Origin of the sequence: Roseivivax isoporae LMG 25204, from assembly GCF_000521865.1 — a bacterium.
Taxonomy (GTDB): Bacteria; Pseudomonadota; Alphaproteobacteria; order Rhodobacterales; family Rhodobacteraceae; genus Roseivivax; species Roseivivax isoporae.
This window is the reverse complement of record NZ_JAME01000006.1, coordinates 104,644-120,745: the sequence shown is the minus strand read 5'-3', so window position 1 is coordinate 120,745 and position 16,102 is coordinate 104,644. Positions and strand designations below refer to the sequence as shown.

Sequence of the window (16,102 nt, the reverse complement as noted above, 5' to 3'; positions counted from 1 at the left end):
GCCGGTCGGGGCCTCAGCCCTTGTCGATCGCGGCCAGCACCGCCTCGCCCAGCGTCGCCGGGCTGTCGGCCACCACGATGCCCGCGGACTTCATCGCCTCGATCTTGTCCTCGGCGCCGCCCTTGCCGCCGGCGACGATCGCCCCGGCATGGCCCATGCGGCGGCCCGGAGGTGCCGTGCGACCCGCGATGAAGCCGGCGGTCGGCTTCCAGCGGCCGGCCTTGCGCTCGTCCGCGAGGAAACGCGCGGCGTCCTCCTCGGCCGAGCCGCCGATCTCGCCGATCATGATGATCGCCTCGGTCTCGGGGTCGCCGAGGAACCATTCCAGCACGTCCAGATGCTCCGTCCCCTTGATCGGGTCGCCGCCGATGCCGACGCAGGTCGACTGGCCGAGCCCCACGTCGGTGGTCTGCTTCACCGCCTCGTAGGTAAGCGTGCCGGAGCGGGAAACAACGCCCACCTTGCCGCGCTTGTGGATATGGCCGGGCATGATGCCGATCTTGCAGGCGTCGGGCGTGATGACGCCCGGGCAGTTCGGACCGATCAGCTTCGACTTCGATCCCTCGAGCGCGCGCTTGACCTTCATCATGTCGAGCACCGGGATGCCCTCGGTGATGCAGACGATCAGCTCCATCTCGGCGTCGATCGCCTCCATGATGGAATCCGCGGCGAAGGGCGGCGGCACGTAGATCACGCTGGCGTTCGCCTCGGTGCGGGCCTTGGCCTCGTGCACGCTGTCGAAGACCGGCAGGTCGAGATGGGTCTGCCCGCCCTTTCCGGGCGTCACGCCGCCGACCATCTTGGTGCCGTAGGCAATCGCCTGCTCGGAGTGGAACGTGCCCTGCGAGCCGGTGAAGCCCTGGCAGATCACCTTGGTGTTTTCGTCAACGAGAACGGCCATGAAGGTCCCTCTTTGTCAGTGTCGGTGCGGGCGCGGGGACCGGGCGCGCGGACGCGCCCGGGGCCGTGCCCGGTCAGTACTCCGCGGAATCGTCGTCCACGAGTTCGTCGAGGGCGCGCACCGCGATCAGCGCCGCGCCCATGAGGATCATCGTCCGGCCCACCGACCGCGTCAGGTTCGACGGCAGGAGCCCCGCAAGCCCGTCCCGCGCCGCGCGCGCCGCATCGCGGCCCGAGCGCACGTCGCGCAGCCGCGCCTTTGCGCCGGGCTTCGGCAGCCGCAGCGCCTCGGGTTCGACCTGCCGTGCGGCAAGGCCGACGCCGACCATGGCGAGACCGATGAGGAACGGGGCGTAATCGTCGAGACGGGTGGTCATCTGGGCGTCCTTTCGCAGGGGCGGGCGCGCGGGGATCGCGGGCCCGGACCGGACCCAACGCCCCGGACGGCCATCCTTATCCCTTCACGGCCTTCACGATCTTCTGGGCGCCGTCCTTCAGGTCGTCCGCCGCGATCACGTCGAGGCCGGAATTGGAGATGATCTCCTTGCCCTTGTCGACATTGGTGCCCTCGAGGCGCACCACCAGCGGAACCTTGAGGCCGACCTCCTTGACCGCGGCGATCACGCCCTCGGCGATCACGTCGCAGCGCATGATGCCGCCGAAGATGTTCACGAGGATGCCCTTCACGTTCTTGTCGGACGTGATGATCTTGAACGCCTCGGTCACCTTCTCCTTGGTCGCGCCGCCGCCCACGTCGAGGAAGTTGGCAGGCTCCGCGCCGTAGAGCTTGATGATGTCCATGGTCGCCATGGCGAGGCCCGCGCCGTTCACCATGCAGCCGATCTCGCCGTCGAGCGCGATGTAGTTGAGGTCGTATTTCGAGGCCTGCAGCTCCTTCGGGTCCTCCTCGGTCTCGTCGCGCAGCTCGGCCACGTCGGACTGCCGGTAGAGCGAGTTCGAATCGAAGCTGAGCTTGGCGTCGAGCACCTTGAGATCGCCCTTGTCGGTCACGATCAGCGGGTTGATCTCGAGCATCTCCATGTCGCGCTCGACGAAGGCGGTGTAGAGGATGCCCATCAGCTTGACGCACTGCTTGACCTGCGGGCCGGTGAGGCCCAGCGAGAAGGCGATGCGCCGGCCGTGGAACGGCTGGTAGCCGGTGGCGGGGTCGACGGAGAAGGACAGGATCTTCTCCGGCGTGTTGGCCGCGACCTCCTCGATGTCCATGCCGCCCTCGGTCGAGCACACGAACGAGATGCGCGAGCTCACCCGGTCGACCAGCAGCGCGAGGTAGAGTTCGCGCTCGATGTCCGAGCCTTCCTCGATGTAGATGCGGCCGACCGACTTGCCCGCGGGCCCGGTCTGGTGCGTCACGAGCGTCTTGCCGAGCATGCGCTTGGCTTCCTCGGCGGCCTCCTCGACCGACTTGGCCAGGCGGACGCCGCCCTTCTCGCCGGCATCCGCTTCCTTGAACGAGCCCTTGCCCCGGCCGCCCGCGTGGATCTGCGCCTTGACGACCCAGAGCGGTCCGTCGAGCGCGCCGGCGGCGGTCTTGGCCTCTTCGGCGCGCAGCACCACGCGGCCGTCCGAAACCGGAGCCCCGTAACCGCGCAGAAGTGCCTTGGCCTGATACTCGTGGATGTTCATGAGAAAACCGTCCCCGGATTGCTGCAATTTCTCCCGGTATAGGCATGTCGCGCCGCGCTGTTTAACCGGTTTCTGCGCCCGATCCGTCCTTTGGGGGCGATTTCCCGCCTTTGTGGTCACAGGCCCGCAACGTGTGATCACAATGCTTGCGGTAACGGGCGCCGCAAGTGCGAAGGCGTGCGCGCGCAGAATCAAGCGCGCCCCGGAGGGCGTGCGGGGCGGCTGGGCGTCGGGATCGAGGGGAGGGTGCGAGGCCGGCACGGAGGCCGGCGGCGCCCCTGCCCCGGCACGTGTCCGGGGCAGGGGCGGGAACGCGGATCAGGCGGCCTTGAGGACCGGGATGATCTGCTTCTTGCGGCTCATGACGCCCGGCAGGACCACGTGGTCGCCCGAGACGGACGTGCCGAAGCTCGCCTCGGCGATGGCCTTCACCCGGTCGTTCGGGACGAGGAGCGTCGCCTCCTCCTTCAGGATATCGACCACGAACAGCAGCACCTCGTCGGCGCCGTCCTCGGCGGCCACGTCCTTCATCGCCGCCATGAGCGCGTCCTTGCGGTCGAGCACCTGCGCCGGCGCCGTGGTCTCGAGCACCGAGACCCGCAGCTTGGTGCCGTCGACGGCGTATTCCTTGGAATCCATCCGCAGCAGTTCCGCCTCGGAGAACGCCGAGACGTCGGACTTCGCCGCGAACATCTCGGCCGCGTAGTCCGCGATGTCGATGCCCAGCTCCTCGGCCAGCGCGTGGGCGACGGCGCGGTCCTCCTGCGTGGTGGTGGGCGAGCGGAACTCGAGCGTGTCGGACAGGATGCAGGTCAGCATCGCGCCCTTCACCGCCTCGGGCGCCCGCGCCATGTCCTTGCCGATCATCTTGTGCAGGATCGTCGCGGTGCACGCGAGCGGCTCGATGCGGATCTCGATCGGGCCCTTGGTCTCGAGCCCGCCCACCAGCTTGTGGTGATCGACGATGCCGCGGATGTCGGCCTTGTTGATCGACGCGGGCAGTTCGGCGGGATTGTTGGTGTCGACGATGACGACCGGCGCGCCCTCGTCCACGTCCGCAATGATCTCGGGCTTCCCGAGACCCCAGCGCTGCAGCATGAACGCCGCCTCGGTGTTGGGTTCGCCGAGCAGGACCGCCTTCGCGTCCTCGCCGCGGACCTCCTTCAGGTACCAGGCCCAGGCGATGGGGCTGCCGGTGGAATCGGTGTCGGGGGACTTGTGTCCGAAAACCTGGATGGTCATGGAACTCCTCGTTCGGGCGATGTCGCTTTTCCGCGCGCCTTATAGGGGCGCGCTCCGGCGATGTCACGCTGACACGCACGCCGCGCGCTCGATCCTCTGGGGCCCGGCCGATAGCACCCGGCCGAACCCGGGACATGAGAGCTGCCGTGAGAAGTCTATTTCGTGCAGGGGCGGACCGATCCGACCGGAACGCCACGCCGGTCGTCGCGCTCGCCCACAACGAGGCGAACATCCTGCGCGAATTCCTCGCGCATTACCGGTCGATCTGCCGGCCTTCCTTCTTCATCGTGGACGACCGTTCCGACGACGGCACGGCCGAGATTCTCGCCGGCGAGCCTGACGTGACAGTGTTCCACCCCGTGCTGGGGTCGGACTACCGGCAGCATCAGGCCACCTGGCGCAACGAGATTCTCGACGCCTACGGTGACGGCCTCTGGTGCCTTGTCCCGGATATTGACGAGCATTTCGTCTGGCCCGACGCGGAGGACCGCCCGTTCGCCGACTATTGCGACGCTCTCGCGGACGAGGGCGCGGAGGCGGTCGTTACCCTCATGGTTGACATGTATGCCGATGCCGGGTTGCGCGACCACGTCTTCGATGCGGGCCTCGGGCATTCGCTCCGCGAGGCGTTCCCCTATTTCGATGGTCCGGCTCCCGCACCGCATGGATACTTCATGCGGCGGCTGCGTCGCAGAGCGCTCAGCCAGTACGCGACGCCACCGGTTCGGCTCCTCGGCGGAATGCGGGCGCGACTCTTCGACGGTATCGACGTTCCCTCGCCAATTGCGTCCTTCCTGCTCGAGAGGTTGCACCGGCTCGATCGCCCGATCCATGCCGCGCTGCCCGAACGCGCTGCAGAACGGCTCGCGTGGCGCCTGACAAAGCACACGCTCAAGGGCCAGGCGACGAAGGTGGGGCTACTGCGCTGGCGTCGCGGCCTGTCGTTCAACGCCGGTCCGCACAAGGTCGACGGTCATCTGCCCGTCTCGGAAAGCATCGCTGCCTTCCTGCATTATCGGTTCACGAGGGGAATCGGCGGGGTCGAATATGCCCTTGCGCGGGGCAATCATCATGACGGATCGCGGGCCTACCGCGAGGTTCTCGAGAGGGCCGAGCTGATGGCGCGCTCGCCGGTCTGGACGTATTCGCGACGCTATTGGAGCAGCCGCTCCCTTGACGGTCTCATCCGGGATATCCCGGCGGCGCGGTCGTAACCGGCGCCGCCGGGCAGAGGGCTCAGGCCAGCGAGGTGTCGATGCCCTTGCAGGCCTCGACCAGGCCCTTCACGGCGTTGACCGAGTTGTCGAACATCGCCTGCTCGTCCTTGGTCATCTTGATGTCGGCGATGCGCTCGATGCCGCCGGCGCCGATCACGGTGGGCACGCCCACGTAGAGGCCCTTCAGGCCGAACTCGCCGTCGCACCAGGCCGCGCAGGGCAGGAGGCGCTTCTGGTCCTTCAGGTAGGCCTCGGCCATCTCGATCGCGCTCGTCGCGGGGGCGTAGAAGGCCGAGCCGGTCTTCAGCAGGCCCACGATCTCGGCGCCGCCGTCGCGGGTGCGCTGCACGATCGCGTCGAGCTTCTCCTTGGTGGTCCAACCCATCTCCACGAGGTCGGGCAGCGGGATGCCCGCCACGGTCGAGTAGCGCACGAGCGGCACCATGGTGTCGCCGTGGCCGCCGAGGACGAAGGCCGAGACGTCCTTCATGGACACGCCGAACTCGAGGCTGAGGAAGTGCCGGAACCGTGCCGAATCGAGCACGCCCGCCATGCCGCAGACCTTGTTGTGCGGCAGGCCCGAGAATTCGCGCAGCGCCCAGACCATCGCGTCGAGCGGGTTGGTGATGCAGATCACGAAGGCGTCGGGCGCGTTCGCGGCGATGCCCTCGCCCACGGCCTTCATGACCTTGAGGTTGATGCCCAGCAGGTCGTCGCGGCTCATTCCCGGCTTGCGCGGCACGCCGGCGGTCACGATGCAGACGTCGGCGCCGGCGATGTCGGCATAGTCCGAGGTGCCCTTGAGCGCCGCGTCGAAGCCTTCGGCCGGTCCCGACTCGGCGATGTCGAGCGCCTTGCCCTCGGGAATGCCCTCGGCGATGTCGAACAGCACGACGTCGCCAAGCTCCTTCATCGCGGCGAGGTGGGCGAGCGTGCCGCCGATCTGGCCCGCGCCGATGAGCGCGATCTTGGGTCTGGCCATGGGAAGTCTCTCCGGTTCCGTTTGAACTTTTTGCGATGGCTACGCGCTCGAAACCCTGCGCGCAAGGGCGCCGCAACGCGGCATCCGGGGCCGCGGGGGCTGTCGCATCCGGCCTGCGAGCGCTAAACCCGCGTGGAAAGAGCGTGTTGCGGGGCGCGGGCCATGGAGCTTCTCGGCTGGACAGTCTACCTCGTCGCGGTGCCCGCGGTGATCTTCGCGGGCGTCTCGAAGGGCGGGTTCGGCTCGGGCGCGGCTTTCGCGTCGTCCTCGATTCTCGCCCTCGTGCTCGCCCCGGGCGCGGCGCTCGGGATCATGCTGCCGCTCCTCATGCTGATCGACGTCTCGAGCCTCGGACCCTACTGGCGGCGCTGGTCGTGGGCCGATGCGCGGCTCCTCATCCTGTCCGGGCTGCCGGGCGTGGTGCTGGGCGCGGTCTTCTACGACTGGGCCGATCCCGACGCGATCCGCTTCCTCATCGGGGCGGTGTGCCTGGCCTTCGTCGCCTGGACGATCGCCACGAAATCGGGGCGGCTCAGGCTCGGCCAGCGGCCGATGGGCCGGGCGGCGGGCAGCGTGGCGGGGCTGGTCGTGGGCTTCACGAGCTTCGTCAGCCATGCGGGCGGTCCGGCGGCGGCGGTTTACCTGCTTGGCCGAAAGCTCGACAAGACGACGTTCCAGGCGACGACGGTCCTGGTGTTCTGGGCGCTGAACCTCGCCAAGGCCGGGGTCTATGCCGGCATGGGCATCTTCACCCGCGACACGCTGATCCTCGCCCTCGCCCTCGCGCCCTTCGCGGTTCTCGGCACCTGGATCGGCGTGCGGCTTCACCACGCGGTGCCCGAGCGGCTGTTCTTCGGCGTGACCTACGTGCTGCTGACCGTGACCGGGTCCAAGCTGATCTGGGACGCGCTGACCTGAGGCGGGCGGCTCAGGCCGGGTCGCCCTCGGGCACCTTGGCGACCTGCCATGGCTGCCAGGCCTGGCCCGACGCCATCAGGCAGGTGACCCCTGCCGGCGTGGTCATCAGGATGGTCCAGGTCCCCGTGTCCTCGGAGGCATAGACCTCGAGCATGGACTGGTTCGCGGCCAGCCCGACCGATTGCCGTGTCTCGCCGAACCGGCCCTCGAGCCGGGCGAGCACGTCCGCCCGCGGTCCGCAGGCGCGCGTGCCCTGCGCCGTGGCCGCGCCCGCGGCCGAGAGGCCGGCAAGCGCGAGAATCGATGTCTTCAGCAGTCCTGATCGTGCCGGCATCATCATCCCCTCCGGACCCGAACGCGATGCGGGACACTGGCACGAGAGCCGCTGCGAAACCGTTAAGGGCCCGCTGGCGCGCAACGCGGTCGACCTCGGCATACAAATCTGCTGCAACGCGGCATTTTTCGCTTGAACTTTTCGGCACGAAATGGCCCTGCTGGCGCAACTTTGTTTCGCAGGAGGAGCTCGAGCCATGCTGACCCGTCCCTTCCGTTCGGTCCTCTACATCCCCGGCTCCAAGGCGCGGGCCATCGACAAGGCGCGCGGGCTGCCCGTCGATGCCGTGATCCTCGACCTCGAGGATGCCGTGGCGGTAGAGGAGAAGGCGCGCGCCCGCGCCACCCTCGCCGAGGCCCTGGCAGAGGGCGGGTTCGGCCACCGCTACCGCGTCGTGCGGATCAACGGGCTCGACACCGGCTGGGGGCGGGACGACGCCCGGGCCGTGGCGGACACGGCGTGCGATGCCGTGCTTCTGCCCAAGGTCGAGAGCCCCGCGCAGATCGACGCCCTGGCCGCGATCACGGGCGACCGCCCGGTCTGGGCGATGATGGAGACGCCGCTTGGCATCCTCGAGGCGCGCGCCATCGCCGCGCATCCGCGGCTGCAGGGCATGGTCATGGGCACGAACGACCTCGTGAAAGATCTGGGCGCCCGCGCCACCCCCGACCGCGTCGCGGTGATGGCCGCGCTCGGGCACTGCGTGCTCGCCGCCAGGGCCCACGGCGTCACGGTCATCGACGGCGTCTACAACGCCTTCAAGGACGAGGAGGGCCTGCGCGCCGAATGCGCGCAGGGCCGCGACATGGGCTTCGACGGCAAGACGCTGATCCATCCCGCCCAGATCGACACGGCAAACGCGGTCTTCGGCCCCTCGGACGCCGAGATCGACCTCGCCCGGCGGCAGATCGCGGCCTACGAGGCCGCGCGCGCCGAGGGGCAGGGCGTCGCGGTGGTCGACGGCCGCATCGTCGAGAACCTGCACGTGGACACCGCCCGCAAGGTTCTGGCACAAGCCGAGGCAATCGGACAGATCGCAGCGGAGTAAGCCATGATCCTCCTGGTCCTCGGCCTCGCCCTCTGGGTGGGTGCCCATCTCTTCAAGCGCCTCGCGCCCGACGCGCGCGCCGGGCTCGGCTCCTCGGGCAAGGCGCTGGTGGCGGTCGCCATCGTCGCGGCGCTGGTGCTGATGATCCTAGGCTACCGCGCGGCGCCCTTCGTCGCGGTCTGGACCCCGCCGCCCTTCATGGTCCACGTCAACAACCTGCTGATGGTCGTGGCCGTCTTCATCTACGGCATGAGCGCCACGACGGGCCGGTTGCGGGGAAAGATGCGCCACCCGCAGCTGACCGCCGTCAAGATCTGGGCGGTGGCACACCTGCTCGTGAACGGCGATCTGGCCGCGATCGTGCTCTTCGGCGGCCTGCTTCTCTGGGCGGTGGCCGAGGTCGTGATCATCAACCGGTCCGAACCGTGGGACCGCCCTGCGCCCGGCCCGGCGAAGAAGGACGTGACGCTCGTCATCGTCACCATCGCCATGTTCGCCGTCATCACCGCCATCCACGCCTGGCTCGGCGTCTGGCCCTTCCCGGGGTGAGCACCATGAAGATCTACCGCTTCCTCTCGGCCGACGACACCTCGGCCTTCTGCCACAAGGTCTCGGACGCCCTGTCCAGGGGGTGGGAGCTCTACGGCTCGCCCACCTACGCCTTCGACGCCGCCAACGGCGTCATGCGCTGCGGGCAGGCGGTGACCAAGGACGTGGAGACGCCCTATTCGCCCGACATGAAGCTCGGAGAGCAGTGATGAGGGACCACGCCCGCGCCACCAAGACCAATCCCGGCCGCTTCTTCGAGGATTACCGCGTCGGCGAGACGCTGGTCCACGGGGTGCCGCGCACGGTGGGCGCGGGCGAACGGGCGCTCTACCACGCGCTCTACCCGATGCGGCACGCGCTGCATTCCGCGGACACCTTCGCGCAGGCCTGCGGGCTTGCAGCCTCGCCGCTCGACGACCTCCTCGCGTTCCACGTGGTGTTCGGCAAGACGGTGCCGGACGTGTCGCTCAACGCCCGCGCCAATCTCGGCTACGCCGAGGGCCGCTGGCTGAAGCCCGTCTGGCCTGGCGACACGCTGCGCGCGGTATCCGAGGTGATCGGCGTCAAGCAGAACTCGAACGGCCGCACCGGTGTCGTCTGGGTGCGCACGCGCGGGCTCGACCAGAACGACGAGGTGGTGCTCGAATACGTCCGCTGGGTCATGGTCAAGAAGCGCGACGAGGCGTCGCCCGCCCCGGAACCCGTGGTGCCCGACCTCAAGCCCGCGCTCGACGCCGCCGACCTCGTGCTGCCCGAGGGGCTCGACTTCACCCGCTACGACACGGTGCGTGCCGGCGAGCCGCACCGCTTCGGCGACTACGCTGTGGGCGAGGTGATCGACCATGTGGACGGCGTGACGCTGGAGGAGGCCGAGCACATGATGGCGACGCGGCTCTGGCAGAACACGTCCAAGACGCATTTCGACGGCACCGGCCGCGAGGACGGCAAGCGGCTGATCTACGGCGGGCACGTGATCTCGATGGCGCGCGCGCTGTCCTTCAACGGACTGGCCAACGCGCAGATGATCGCGGGCCTGAACGCGGGCGCGCACGCGAACCCCTGCTTCGCCGGCGACACGGTCCGCGCCTGGTCCGAGGTTCTCGACATGGCAGAGACCGACCGCCCGGGCGTCGGTGCCCTGCGCCTGCGGCTCGTGGCCACCAGGGACGGCAGCGTCGGCACGCTGCGCGACGAGGCCGGGCGCTACCTGCCGGGCGTGCTGCTCGATCTCGACTACTGGGCGCTCGTGCCGCTCTGAGCGCCGGCGGTGCGCCCGGCACGGGCGCCGCGCCGCAGAATCACCGCGGCCGCCTACCGGACGGCCGTTACCGCAAGCATTGTGATCACGCATTCCGGCCGCGTGATCACACATCCCCGGAAATCGTGCCCTTGCGCCAATAAACCGCGGCCGGATCGTCGCAGGCGCCGTGACACGTCGGAAAAAACGATTAGAACCCGGGGCAGGGAAGCGAAAGGACGTCACCATGGCAGACGTGAACCGCGGCAACCGCCCGCTGTCACCCCACCTTCAGGTCTACCGCCCGCAACTGACCTCGATCACCTCGATCCTCACCCGCATCACCGGCAACGCGCTGCTCCTGTCGATGCTGATGATCGTCTGGTGGCTGATCGCCGCGGCGACGGGGCCCGAGACCTTCGCGACCGTCGACGGCATCGTCACCGGCTGGCTCGGCACGCTGATCTTCGCGCTGTCGATCTGGGCGCTGTGGTACCACTTCCTCGCCGGTGTCCGTCACCTGATCTGGGACAACGTCATGATGCTCGAGATCGACAAGGCCGAAAAGCTCGGCTGGGCCTGCGTCGGCGGCTCGGTGGTGCTGGCGCTGCTGACCCTCATCGCGCTCGCCTGACGGAGATATCCCCATGTCCTACATGACCGACCGCAAGCGCGCCAACCGCTGGGGCAGCGCCAAGTCCGGCACCCAGCACTTCTGGCGCGTCAAGGTGCAGTCCGTGGCGCTCCTCGTCCTGGTGCCCCTGTTCCTGCTCTTCGTGGCGCCGGTGATCGGCGCCGATTACGACACCGTGACCGCGCATTTCGCCCGGCCATGGCCCGCCATCGTCGCGGCCCTGACCACCGTCGTCGCCTTCGTGCACTTCGCCGACGGTTTCCAGGTGCTGGTCGAGGATTACGTCCACGGCATCTGGGGAAAGATGCTGATCATCGGCATGACCTGCCTCTGCTGGGGCGCCGCCGCGGTGGGCGTCTTCGCCGTCGCCCGCCTCGCGCTCTGAGCGCCGCGCAAGAGATCGGAGTAACGAGACACATGGCTGCATACGATTACGAGACGCACGACTACGACGTCGTGGTTGTGGGGGCCGGCGGGTCCGGCCTGCGCGCGACCCTCGGCATGGCCGAGCAGGGCCTGCGCACCGCCTGCGTGACCAAGGTCTTCCCGACCCGCTCGCACACCGTCGCGGCGCAGGGCGGCATCGCCGCGTCGCTGTCGAACATGGGCCCCGACCACTGGCAGTGGCACATGTACGACACGGTCAAGGGCTCGGACTGGCTGGGCGACACCGACGCGATGGAATACCTCGCCCGCCACGCGCCCGAGGCGGTCTACGAGCTCGAACACTACGGCGTGCCGTTCTCGCGCACCGAGGAAGGCAAGATATACCAGCGTCCGTTCGGCGGCCACACGACCGAGTTCGGCGAGGGCCCCCCTGTGCAGCGCACCTGCGCCGCCGCCGACCGCACGGGCCACGCGATCCTGCACACGCTCTACGGCCAGAGCCTCAAGAACAACGCCGAGTTCTACATCGAGTACTTCGCCATCGACCTGATGATGAGCGCCGACGGCGCCTGCACCGGGGTCGTCTGCTGGAAGCTCGACGACGGCACCATCCATGTCTTCAACGCCAAGATGGTGGTGCTCGCCACGGGCGGCTACGGCCGCGCCTACTTCTCCGCCACCTCGGCGCATACCTGCACCGGCGACGGCGGCGGCATGGTGGCGCGCGCGGGTCTGCCGCTCCAGGACATGGAATTCGTGCAGTTCCACCCGACCGGCATCTACGGCGCGGGCTGCCTCATCACCGAGGGCGCGCGCGGCGAGGGCGGCTACCTCACCAATTCCGAGGGCGAGCGCTTCATGGAACGCTACGCCCCCACCTACAAGGACCTCGCGCCCCGCGACTACGTCTCGCGTTCCATGACCATGGAGATCCGCGAGGGTCGCGGCGTGGGCGAACACGGCGACCACATCCACCTCAACCTGTCGCACCTGCCCAAGGAGGCGCTGCAGCTGCGCCTGCCCGGCATCTCGGAAAGCGCCCGCATCTTCGCCGGCGTCGACGTGACCAAGGAGCCGATCCCGGTCATTCCGACGGTGCACTACAACATGGGCGGCATCCCGACGAACTACTGGGGCGAGGTGCTGAACCCGACCGAGGACGATCCGAACCGCGTGGTCCCGGGCCTCATGGCCGTGGGCGAGGCGGGCTGCGCCAGCGTGCACGGGGCGAACCGCCTCGGGTCGAACTCGCTCATCGACCTCGTGGTCTTCGGCCGCGCCGCGGCGATCCGCGCCGGCAAGGTGGTCGACCGTGCCGCAGCGCCGCGCGCCCTCGACAAGGGGCAGGTGGACGCGGCCCTCGACCGCTTCGACACCCTGCGCCACGCCGACGGCACGGTGCCGACCGCCGAGCTGCGCCTCGAGATGCAGAAGACCATGCAGGCCGACGCCGCCGTGTTCCGCACCGCCAAGACCATGGCCGAGGGTGTCGAGAAGATGACCGCGATCGCCGGCAAGATGGACGACATCAAGGTCACCGACCGCAGCCTCGTGTGGAACTCCGACCTGATGGAGACGCTCGAGCTGGCGAACCTGATGCCGAACGCGCTGGCCACCATCATCTCGGCCGAGGCGCGCAAGGAAAGCCGCGGCGCGCATGCGCACGAGGATCACCAGGAACGCGACGACGAGAACTGGCGCGTGCACACCATCGCCCGCGCCGAGGGCAACCGGATCAACTCGATCCGCATGACGCTGACCTACCGCCCGGTCATCACCGACCCGCTGACCACCGAGGACGCGGGCGGCATCGCCCTGAAGAAGATCGCGCCCAAGGCGCGGACCTTCTGATGGCGCGCCGTGCCCGGGGGGCGGCATGAGGCGCGCGCTGACCCTCGTCCTCGCGCTGGCGGTTCCGCTCGCGGCCTGCACCGCGGCCCAGCAGGACGCGGTCGCGCGCAACGCCGCGCGCTCGACCGTCAACCGCGTGGTGCTGGAACGGTATCCCGGCGTGCCGCTCGAGCCTGCGATAAACTGCGTCATCGACAATGCCAGTGCGCAGCAGATCCTCGCGCTTGCAGCCGACTCGGTGGGCGGCCCGACGGAATCCTCGGCCCAGATCGTGGCCCAGATCGTCCGCCAGCCGGCCACCCTCAACTGTCTGGCAGCCCAGGGGCTGCCGGCGTTGCTCCGAACAGGAGGATAGAATGGTTCAACTGACCCTGCCCAAGAACTCCACCATCCGGACCGGCAAGACCTGGCCGAAGCCGGAGGGCGCGACCAATGTCCGCAAGTTCAAGATCTATCGCTGGTCGCCGGACGACGGCCAGAACCCGCGGGTCGACACCTACTTCGTCGACATGGACAGCTGCGGGCCGATGGTCCTGGACGCGCTGATCAAGATCAAGAACGAGATCGACCCGACGCTGACCTTCCGGCGGTCCTGCCGCGAGGGGATCTGCGGGTCCTGCGCCATGAACATCGACGGCATCAACACGCTCGCCTGCATCTACGGCATGGACGAGATCAAGGGCGACGTGAAGATCTACCCGCTGCCGCACATGCCGGTGGTCAAGGACCTGATCCCCGACCTCACGCATTTCTACGCGCAGCACGCCTCGATCATGCCGTGGCTCGAGACCAAGACGAACCGCCCGGCCAAGGAGTGGAAGCAGTCGATCGAGGACCGCGAGAAGCTCGACGGCCTCTACGAATGCGTGATGTGCGCGTCCTGCTCGGCCGCGTGCCCGTCCTACTGGTGGAACGGCGACCGCTATCTCGGCCCCGCCGCGCTGCTGCACGCCTATCGCTGGATCGTCGACAGCCGCGACGAGGCCACGGGCGAACGGCTCGACGATCTCGAGGATCCGTTCAAGCTCTACCGCTGCCACACGATCATGAACTGCGCCAAGACCTGCCCCAAGGGCCTGAACCCGGCCAAGGCGATCGCGGAGATCAAGAAGCTGATGGTCGAGCGCACCATCTGAGGGTGACGCAGGGGCCGGCATGCACAAGGCTCATGCCGCACTTGCAGCCGGTCCCCCGTGACAGGGACCGGCGAACCCCCCATCTTAGGCGTCGGGGAGGGGCCACATGCAGCATCTGCGAAAGGCACCCGACATGACGCAGCAGAGCGAATCCCGCCCGACCACCCGCGCCGACCAGGCGCTGGCGATCCTCGCGGACCAGTTGTCCTACTTCACGCCCGACAGCCCGGCGCGCCCCGTGCGCGAGACCGACGAGATGCCGGGCTTCGTCTACTACAACGCGGCCTGACACGCCCGCGCGGCCCCGAGGGGCCGTGCCCTGCGCTCCGTTCCGCGCGGCACCGCCCGCGCGGGGCGGCACGGCGGCGCAGACGGGCCGGGGCAGGCGCAGCCTCGGGAGCCGGCCCATGCTCACGCTCATCGGCCTCGTCGTCGCCTTCGTCCTCGTCGCGGTCCTGACGAACCGCGCCACCCGCGCCTGCCGCTGGCGCGAATACCGCCACAGTGACACGGAAAGCACATGGACCTGCGTCCAGTGCGGGGCCAGGACCACCGGAATACGGGGTCGGGCGCCCGAAACGTGTCTGCGCGACAACGCCTGAACGCTCCGGGAAAATTTCGTCGAAAGGGCGCAGATCCCCACTTGATACGACTCGGGGTTTGCCCGATATGCGCATTCAAGACGCCAACGCACGCGCCTCTGTCCCATGGGTGCGCCCCACGGTTACGTAGCGACGGTAACGTCTCTGACAGCACTGGTCGGTTCCTGAAGGGACCGGGTCCTATTGGAGATGAACCATGAACGCTTACGCAACCGAGTTCTCGGCACCAAAAGTCGTGCGCGCTGATCGCGCATCCCGCCCCGAAACGCGGGCAGAGGCGTTCATCCGCCAGAACAGCTTCGACCGTCCGACCCTCGTGATCGACACCGAGGCCGTCGCGCAGCAGTACCGTGCGCTCAAGCAGGGCCTCGGCCGCGCAACGCTGCACTACGCGGTCAAGGCGAACCCCGAGCCGGCGGTGATCCGCACCCTCGTGGGCCTCGGCTCGCATTTCGACGCGGCCTCGCGCGCCGAGATCGCGCTCTGCCTGGCAGAGGGCGCGCAGCCCGACCACGTCTCCTTCGGCAACACGATCAAGCGCGCGACCGACATCGCCTGGGCCCATGACGCCGGCATCCGCCTCTTCGCGGTCGATGCCGAGGAGGAAATGCACAAGATCGCCGAGCACGCGCCCGGCGCCCGCGTCTACGTGCGCATCATCGTCGATGCGTCCGAGGCCGACTGGCCGCTCTCGCGCAAGTTCGGCTGCGCCCGCGACAAGGCGGTGGCGCTCCTGGACCTCGCCCGCGCGCTGGGCCTCGAGCCGGTGGGCCTGTCCTTCCACGTGGGCTCGCAGACGAAGCGCGCGCGCGGCTGGGCGGTCACCCTCGACCAGGTGGCGGCGGTCTGGACGGCCGCGCAGGAAGCCGGCCACGCGCTCAGCGTGCTGAACATCGGCGGCGGCTTCCCGGCCTTCTACACCGAGGAGATCGACGCGCCCAACGCCTACGCGGCCGAGGTGATGGCCCAGGTGACCGAGCGCTTCGGCGACGTGCCGCACATCATGGCGGAGCCCGGCCGCGGCCTCGTGGCCGAGGCGGGCGCCATCGCCGCCGAGGTGCTGCTGGTGTCCAAGAAGTCCGAGAACGACCTGCACCGCTGGGTCTACCTCGACATCGGCCGCTTCTCGGGTCTCGCCGAGACCGAGGGCGAGGCGATCCGCTACCAGTTCGTGACCGCGCGCGACCACGAGGATCACGGTCCCTGCATCGTCGCGGGCCCCTCCTGCGACTCGGCCGACGTGCTCTACGAGAAGCGCCCGGTCGAGCTGCCGCTCGGGCTGAAGGCCGGCGACCGCGTGATCATCCGCTGCTGCGGCGCCTATACGTCGACCTATTCCTCGGTCGGCTTCAACGGCTTCCCGCCGCTCGCGGTCGTCGCCATCTGACGATCGCCGCAGCACGAGATCGGAAAGGCCG

At 68.8% G+C, this 16,102-nt stretch carries 20 protein-coding genes; 14 read left to right on the top strand and 6 right to left on the bottom strand.

The annotated features are described in order from the left end of the window. Window positions 1-13: 13 nt before the first annotated feature. From sucD to RISW2_RS05630, 4 genes are all read right to left on the bottom strand, one after another. Entirely contained in the window at window positions 14-901 is an 888-nt protein-coding gene (gene sucD, locus RISW2_RS05645; RefSeq protein ID WP_043767739.1) for a succinate--CoA ligase subunit alpha, read from the bottom strand. Window positions 902-974: 73 nt separating this feature from the next. Beyond that, a complete protein-coding gene (locus tag RISW2_RS05640; protein ID WP_043767736.1) occupies window positions 975-1,277 on the bottom strand; it encodes a hypothetical protein in 303 nt (100 codons plus the stop codon). Window positions 1,278-1,353: 76 nt separating this feature from the next. Next, entirely contained in the window at window positions 1,354-2,547 is a 1,194-nt protein-coding gene (gene sucC, locus RISW2_RS05635; protein ID WP_043767732.1) for an ADP-forming succinate--CoA ligase subunit beta, read from the bottom strand. A 318-nt stretch (window positions 2,548-2,865) separates the two neighbouring features. Continuing rightward, complete coding sequence (locus RISW2_RS05630) at window positions 2,866-3,789, bottom strand: manganese-dependent inorganic pyrophosphatase (protein WP_043767729.1); 924 nt, start codon at window positions 3,787-3,789, stop codon at window positions 2,866-2,868. Between the two features lie 146 nt (window positions 3,790-3,935). Between RISW2_RS05630 and RISW2_RS05625 the strand changes: the two genes are divergently transcribed. After that, entirely contained in the window at window positions 3,936-5,003 is a 1,068-nt protein-coding gene (locus RISW2_RS05625; protein ID WP_043767726.1) for a glycosyltransferase family 2 protein, read from the top strand. Between the two features lie 22 nt (window positions 5,004-5,025). Here RISW2_RS05625 and mdh read toward each other — a convergent pair whose 3' ends face one another. Then, the gene (gene mdh / locus RISW2_RS05620; protein ID WP_043767723.1) at window positions 5,026-5,988 is read right to left on the bottom strand and encodes a malate dehydrogenase; all 963 of its coding nucleotides are present in this window, start codon (window positions 5,986-5,988) and stop codon (window positions 5,026-5,028) included. A 162-nt stretch (window positions 5,989-6,150) separates the two neighbouring features. Between mdh and RISW2_RS05615 the strand changes: the two genes are divergently transcribed. Continuing rightward, window positions 6,151-6,906: a sulfite exporter TauE/SafE family protein gene (locus tag RISW2_RS05615; protein WP_043767720.1), complete on the top strand. Its 756-nt coding sequence runs from the start codon at window positions 6,151-6,153 to the stop codon at window positions 6,904-6,906. Window positions 6,907-6,916: 10 nt separating this feature from the next. Here the strand turns inward: RISW2_RS05615 and RISW2_RS05610 are convergent, their stop codons facing one another. Next, window positions 6,917-7,240: a hypothetical protein gene (locus RISW2_RS05610; protein WP_211238670.1), complete on the bottom strand. Its 324-nt coding sequence runs from the start codon at window positions 7,238-7,240 to the stop codon at window positions 6,917-6,919. 196 nt (window positions 7,241-7,436) lie between these two features. On the opposite strand from RISW2_RS05610, the gene RISW2_RS05605 reads away from it, so the two are divergent. The 12 genes from RISW2_RS05605 (at window position 7,437) to RISW2_RS05550 (ending at window position 16,071) form a co-directional block, all read left to right on the top strand. Beyond that, entirely contained in the window at window positions 7,437-8,288 is an 852-nt protein-coding gene (locus RISW2_RS05605) for an HpcH/HpaI aldolase/citrate lyase family protein (protein ID WP_043767717.1), read from the top strand. Between the two features lie 3 nt (window positions 8,289-8,291). Then, window positions 8,292-8,837 carry an NnrU family protein gene (locus RISW2_RS05600; protein WP_043767715.1) on the top strand — a complete coding sequence of 182 codons (546 nt, stop codon included), beginning with the start codon at window positions 8,292-8,294 and terminating at the stop codon, window positions 8,835-8,837. A 5-nt stretch (window positions 8,838-8,842) separates the two neighbouring features. Then, on the top strand, window positions 8,843-9,046 hold the full coding sequence (locus RISW2_RS05595; protein WP_043767713.1) for a DUF1737 domain-containing protein: 204 nt from the start codon (window positions 8,843-8,845) through the stop codon (window positions 9,044-9,046). Next, window positions 9,046-10,095: a MaoC family dehydratase gene (locus RISW2_RS05590; RefSeq protein ID WP_043767711.1), complete on the top strand. Its 1,050-nt coding sequence runs from the start codon at window positions 9,046-9,048 to the stop codon at window positions 10,093-10,095. The genes RISW2_RS05595 and RISW2_RS05590 overlap by 1 nt, the downstream gene beginning before the upstream one ends. Window positions 10,096-10,321: 226 nt before the next feature. Then, on the top strand, window positions 10,322-10,708 hold the full coding sequence (gene sdhC / locus RISW2_RS05585; protein WP_043767709.1) for a succinate dehydrogenase, cytochrome b556 subunit: 387 nt from the start codon (window positions 10,322-10,324) through the stop codon (window positions 10,706-10,708). 13 nt (window positions 10,709-10,721) lie between these two features. Beyond that, on the top strand, window positions 10,722-11,093 hold the full coding sequence (sdhD, locus tag RISW2_RS05580) for a succinate dehydrogenase, hydrophobic membrane anchor protein (protein WP_043767705.1): 372 nt from the start codon (window positions 10,722-10,724) through the stop codon (window positions 11,091-11,093). Window positions 11,094-11,125: 32 nt separating this feature from the next. Continuing rightward, window positions 11,126-12,946 (top strand): succinate dehydrogenase flavoprotein subunit, encoded by a 1,821-nt coding sequence (sdhA, locus tag RISW2_RS05575; protein ID WP_043767703.1) that lies wholly within the window; start codon window positions 11,126-11,128, stop codon window positions 12,944-12,946. Window positions 12,947-12,971: 25 nt separating this feature from the next. Then, the gene (locus RISW2_RS05570) at window positions 12,972-13,301 is read left to right on the top strand and encodes a hypothetical protein (protein ID WP_043767700.1); all 330 of its coding nucleotides are present in this window, start codon (window positions 12,972-12,974) and stop codon (window positions 13,299-13,301) included. 1 nt (window position 13,302) lies between these two features. Beyond that, on the top strand, window positions 13,303-14,082 hold the full coding sequence (locus RISW2_RS05565; RefSeq protein WP_043767698.1) for a succinate dehydrogenase iron-sulfur subunit: 780 nt from the start codon (window positions 13,303-13,305) through the stop codon (window positions 14,080-14,082). Window positions 14,083-14,188: 106 nt separating this feature from the next. Next, on the top strand, window positions 14,189-14,371 hold the full coding sequence (locus tag RISW2_RS05560; RefSeq protein ID WP_043767696.1) for a hypothetical protein: 183 nt from the start codon (window positions 14,189-14,191) through the stop codon (window positions 14,369-14,371). A 118-nt stretch (window positions 14,372-14,489) separates the two neighbouring features. Beyond that, window positions 14,490-14,684 carry a hypothetical protein gene (locus RISW2_RS05555; protein WP_043767693.1) on the top strand — a complete coding sequence of 65 codons (195 nt, stop codon included), beginning with the start codon at window positions 14,490-14,492 and terminating at the stop codon, window positions 14,682-14,684. Between the two features lie 196 nt (window positions 14,685-14,880). Further along, on the top strand, window positions 14,881-16,071 hold the full coding sequence (locus tag RISW2_RS05550) for a type III PLP-dependent enzyme (RefSeq protein ID WP_043767690.1): 1,191 nt from the start codon (window positions 14,881-14,883) through the stop codon (window positions 16,069-16,071). The last annotated feature ends 31 nt before the right edge of the window (window positions 16,072-16,102 follow it).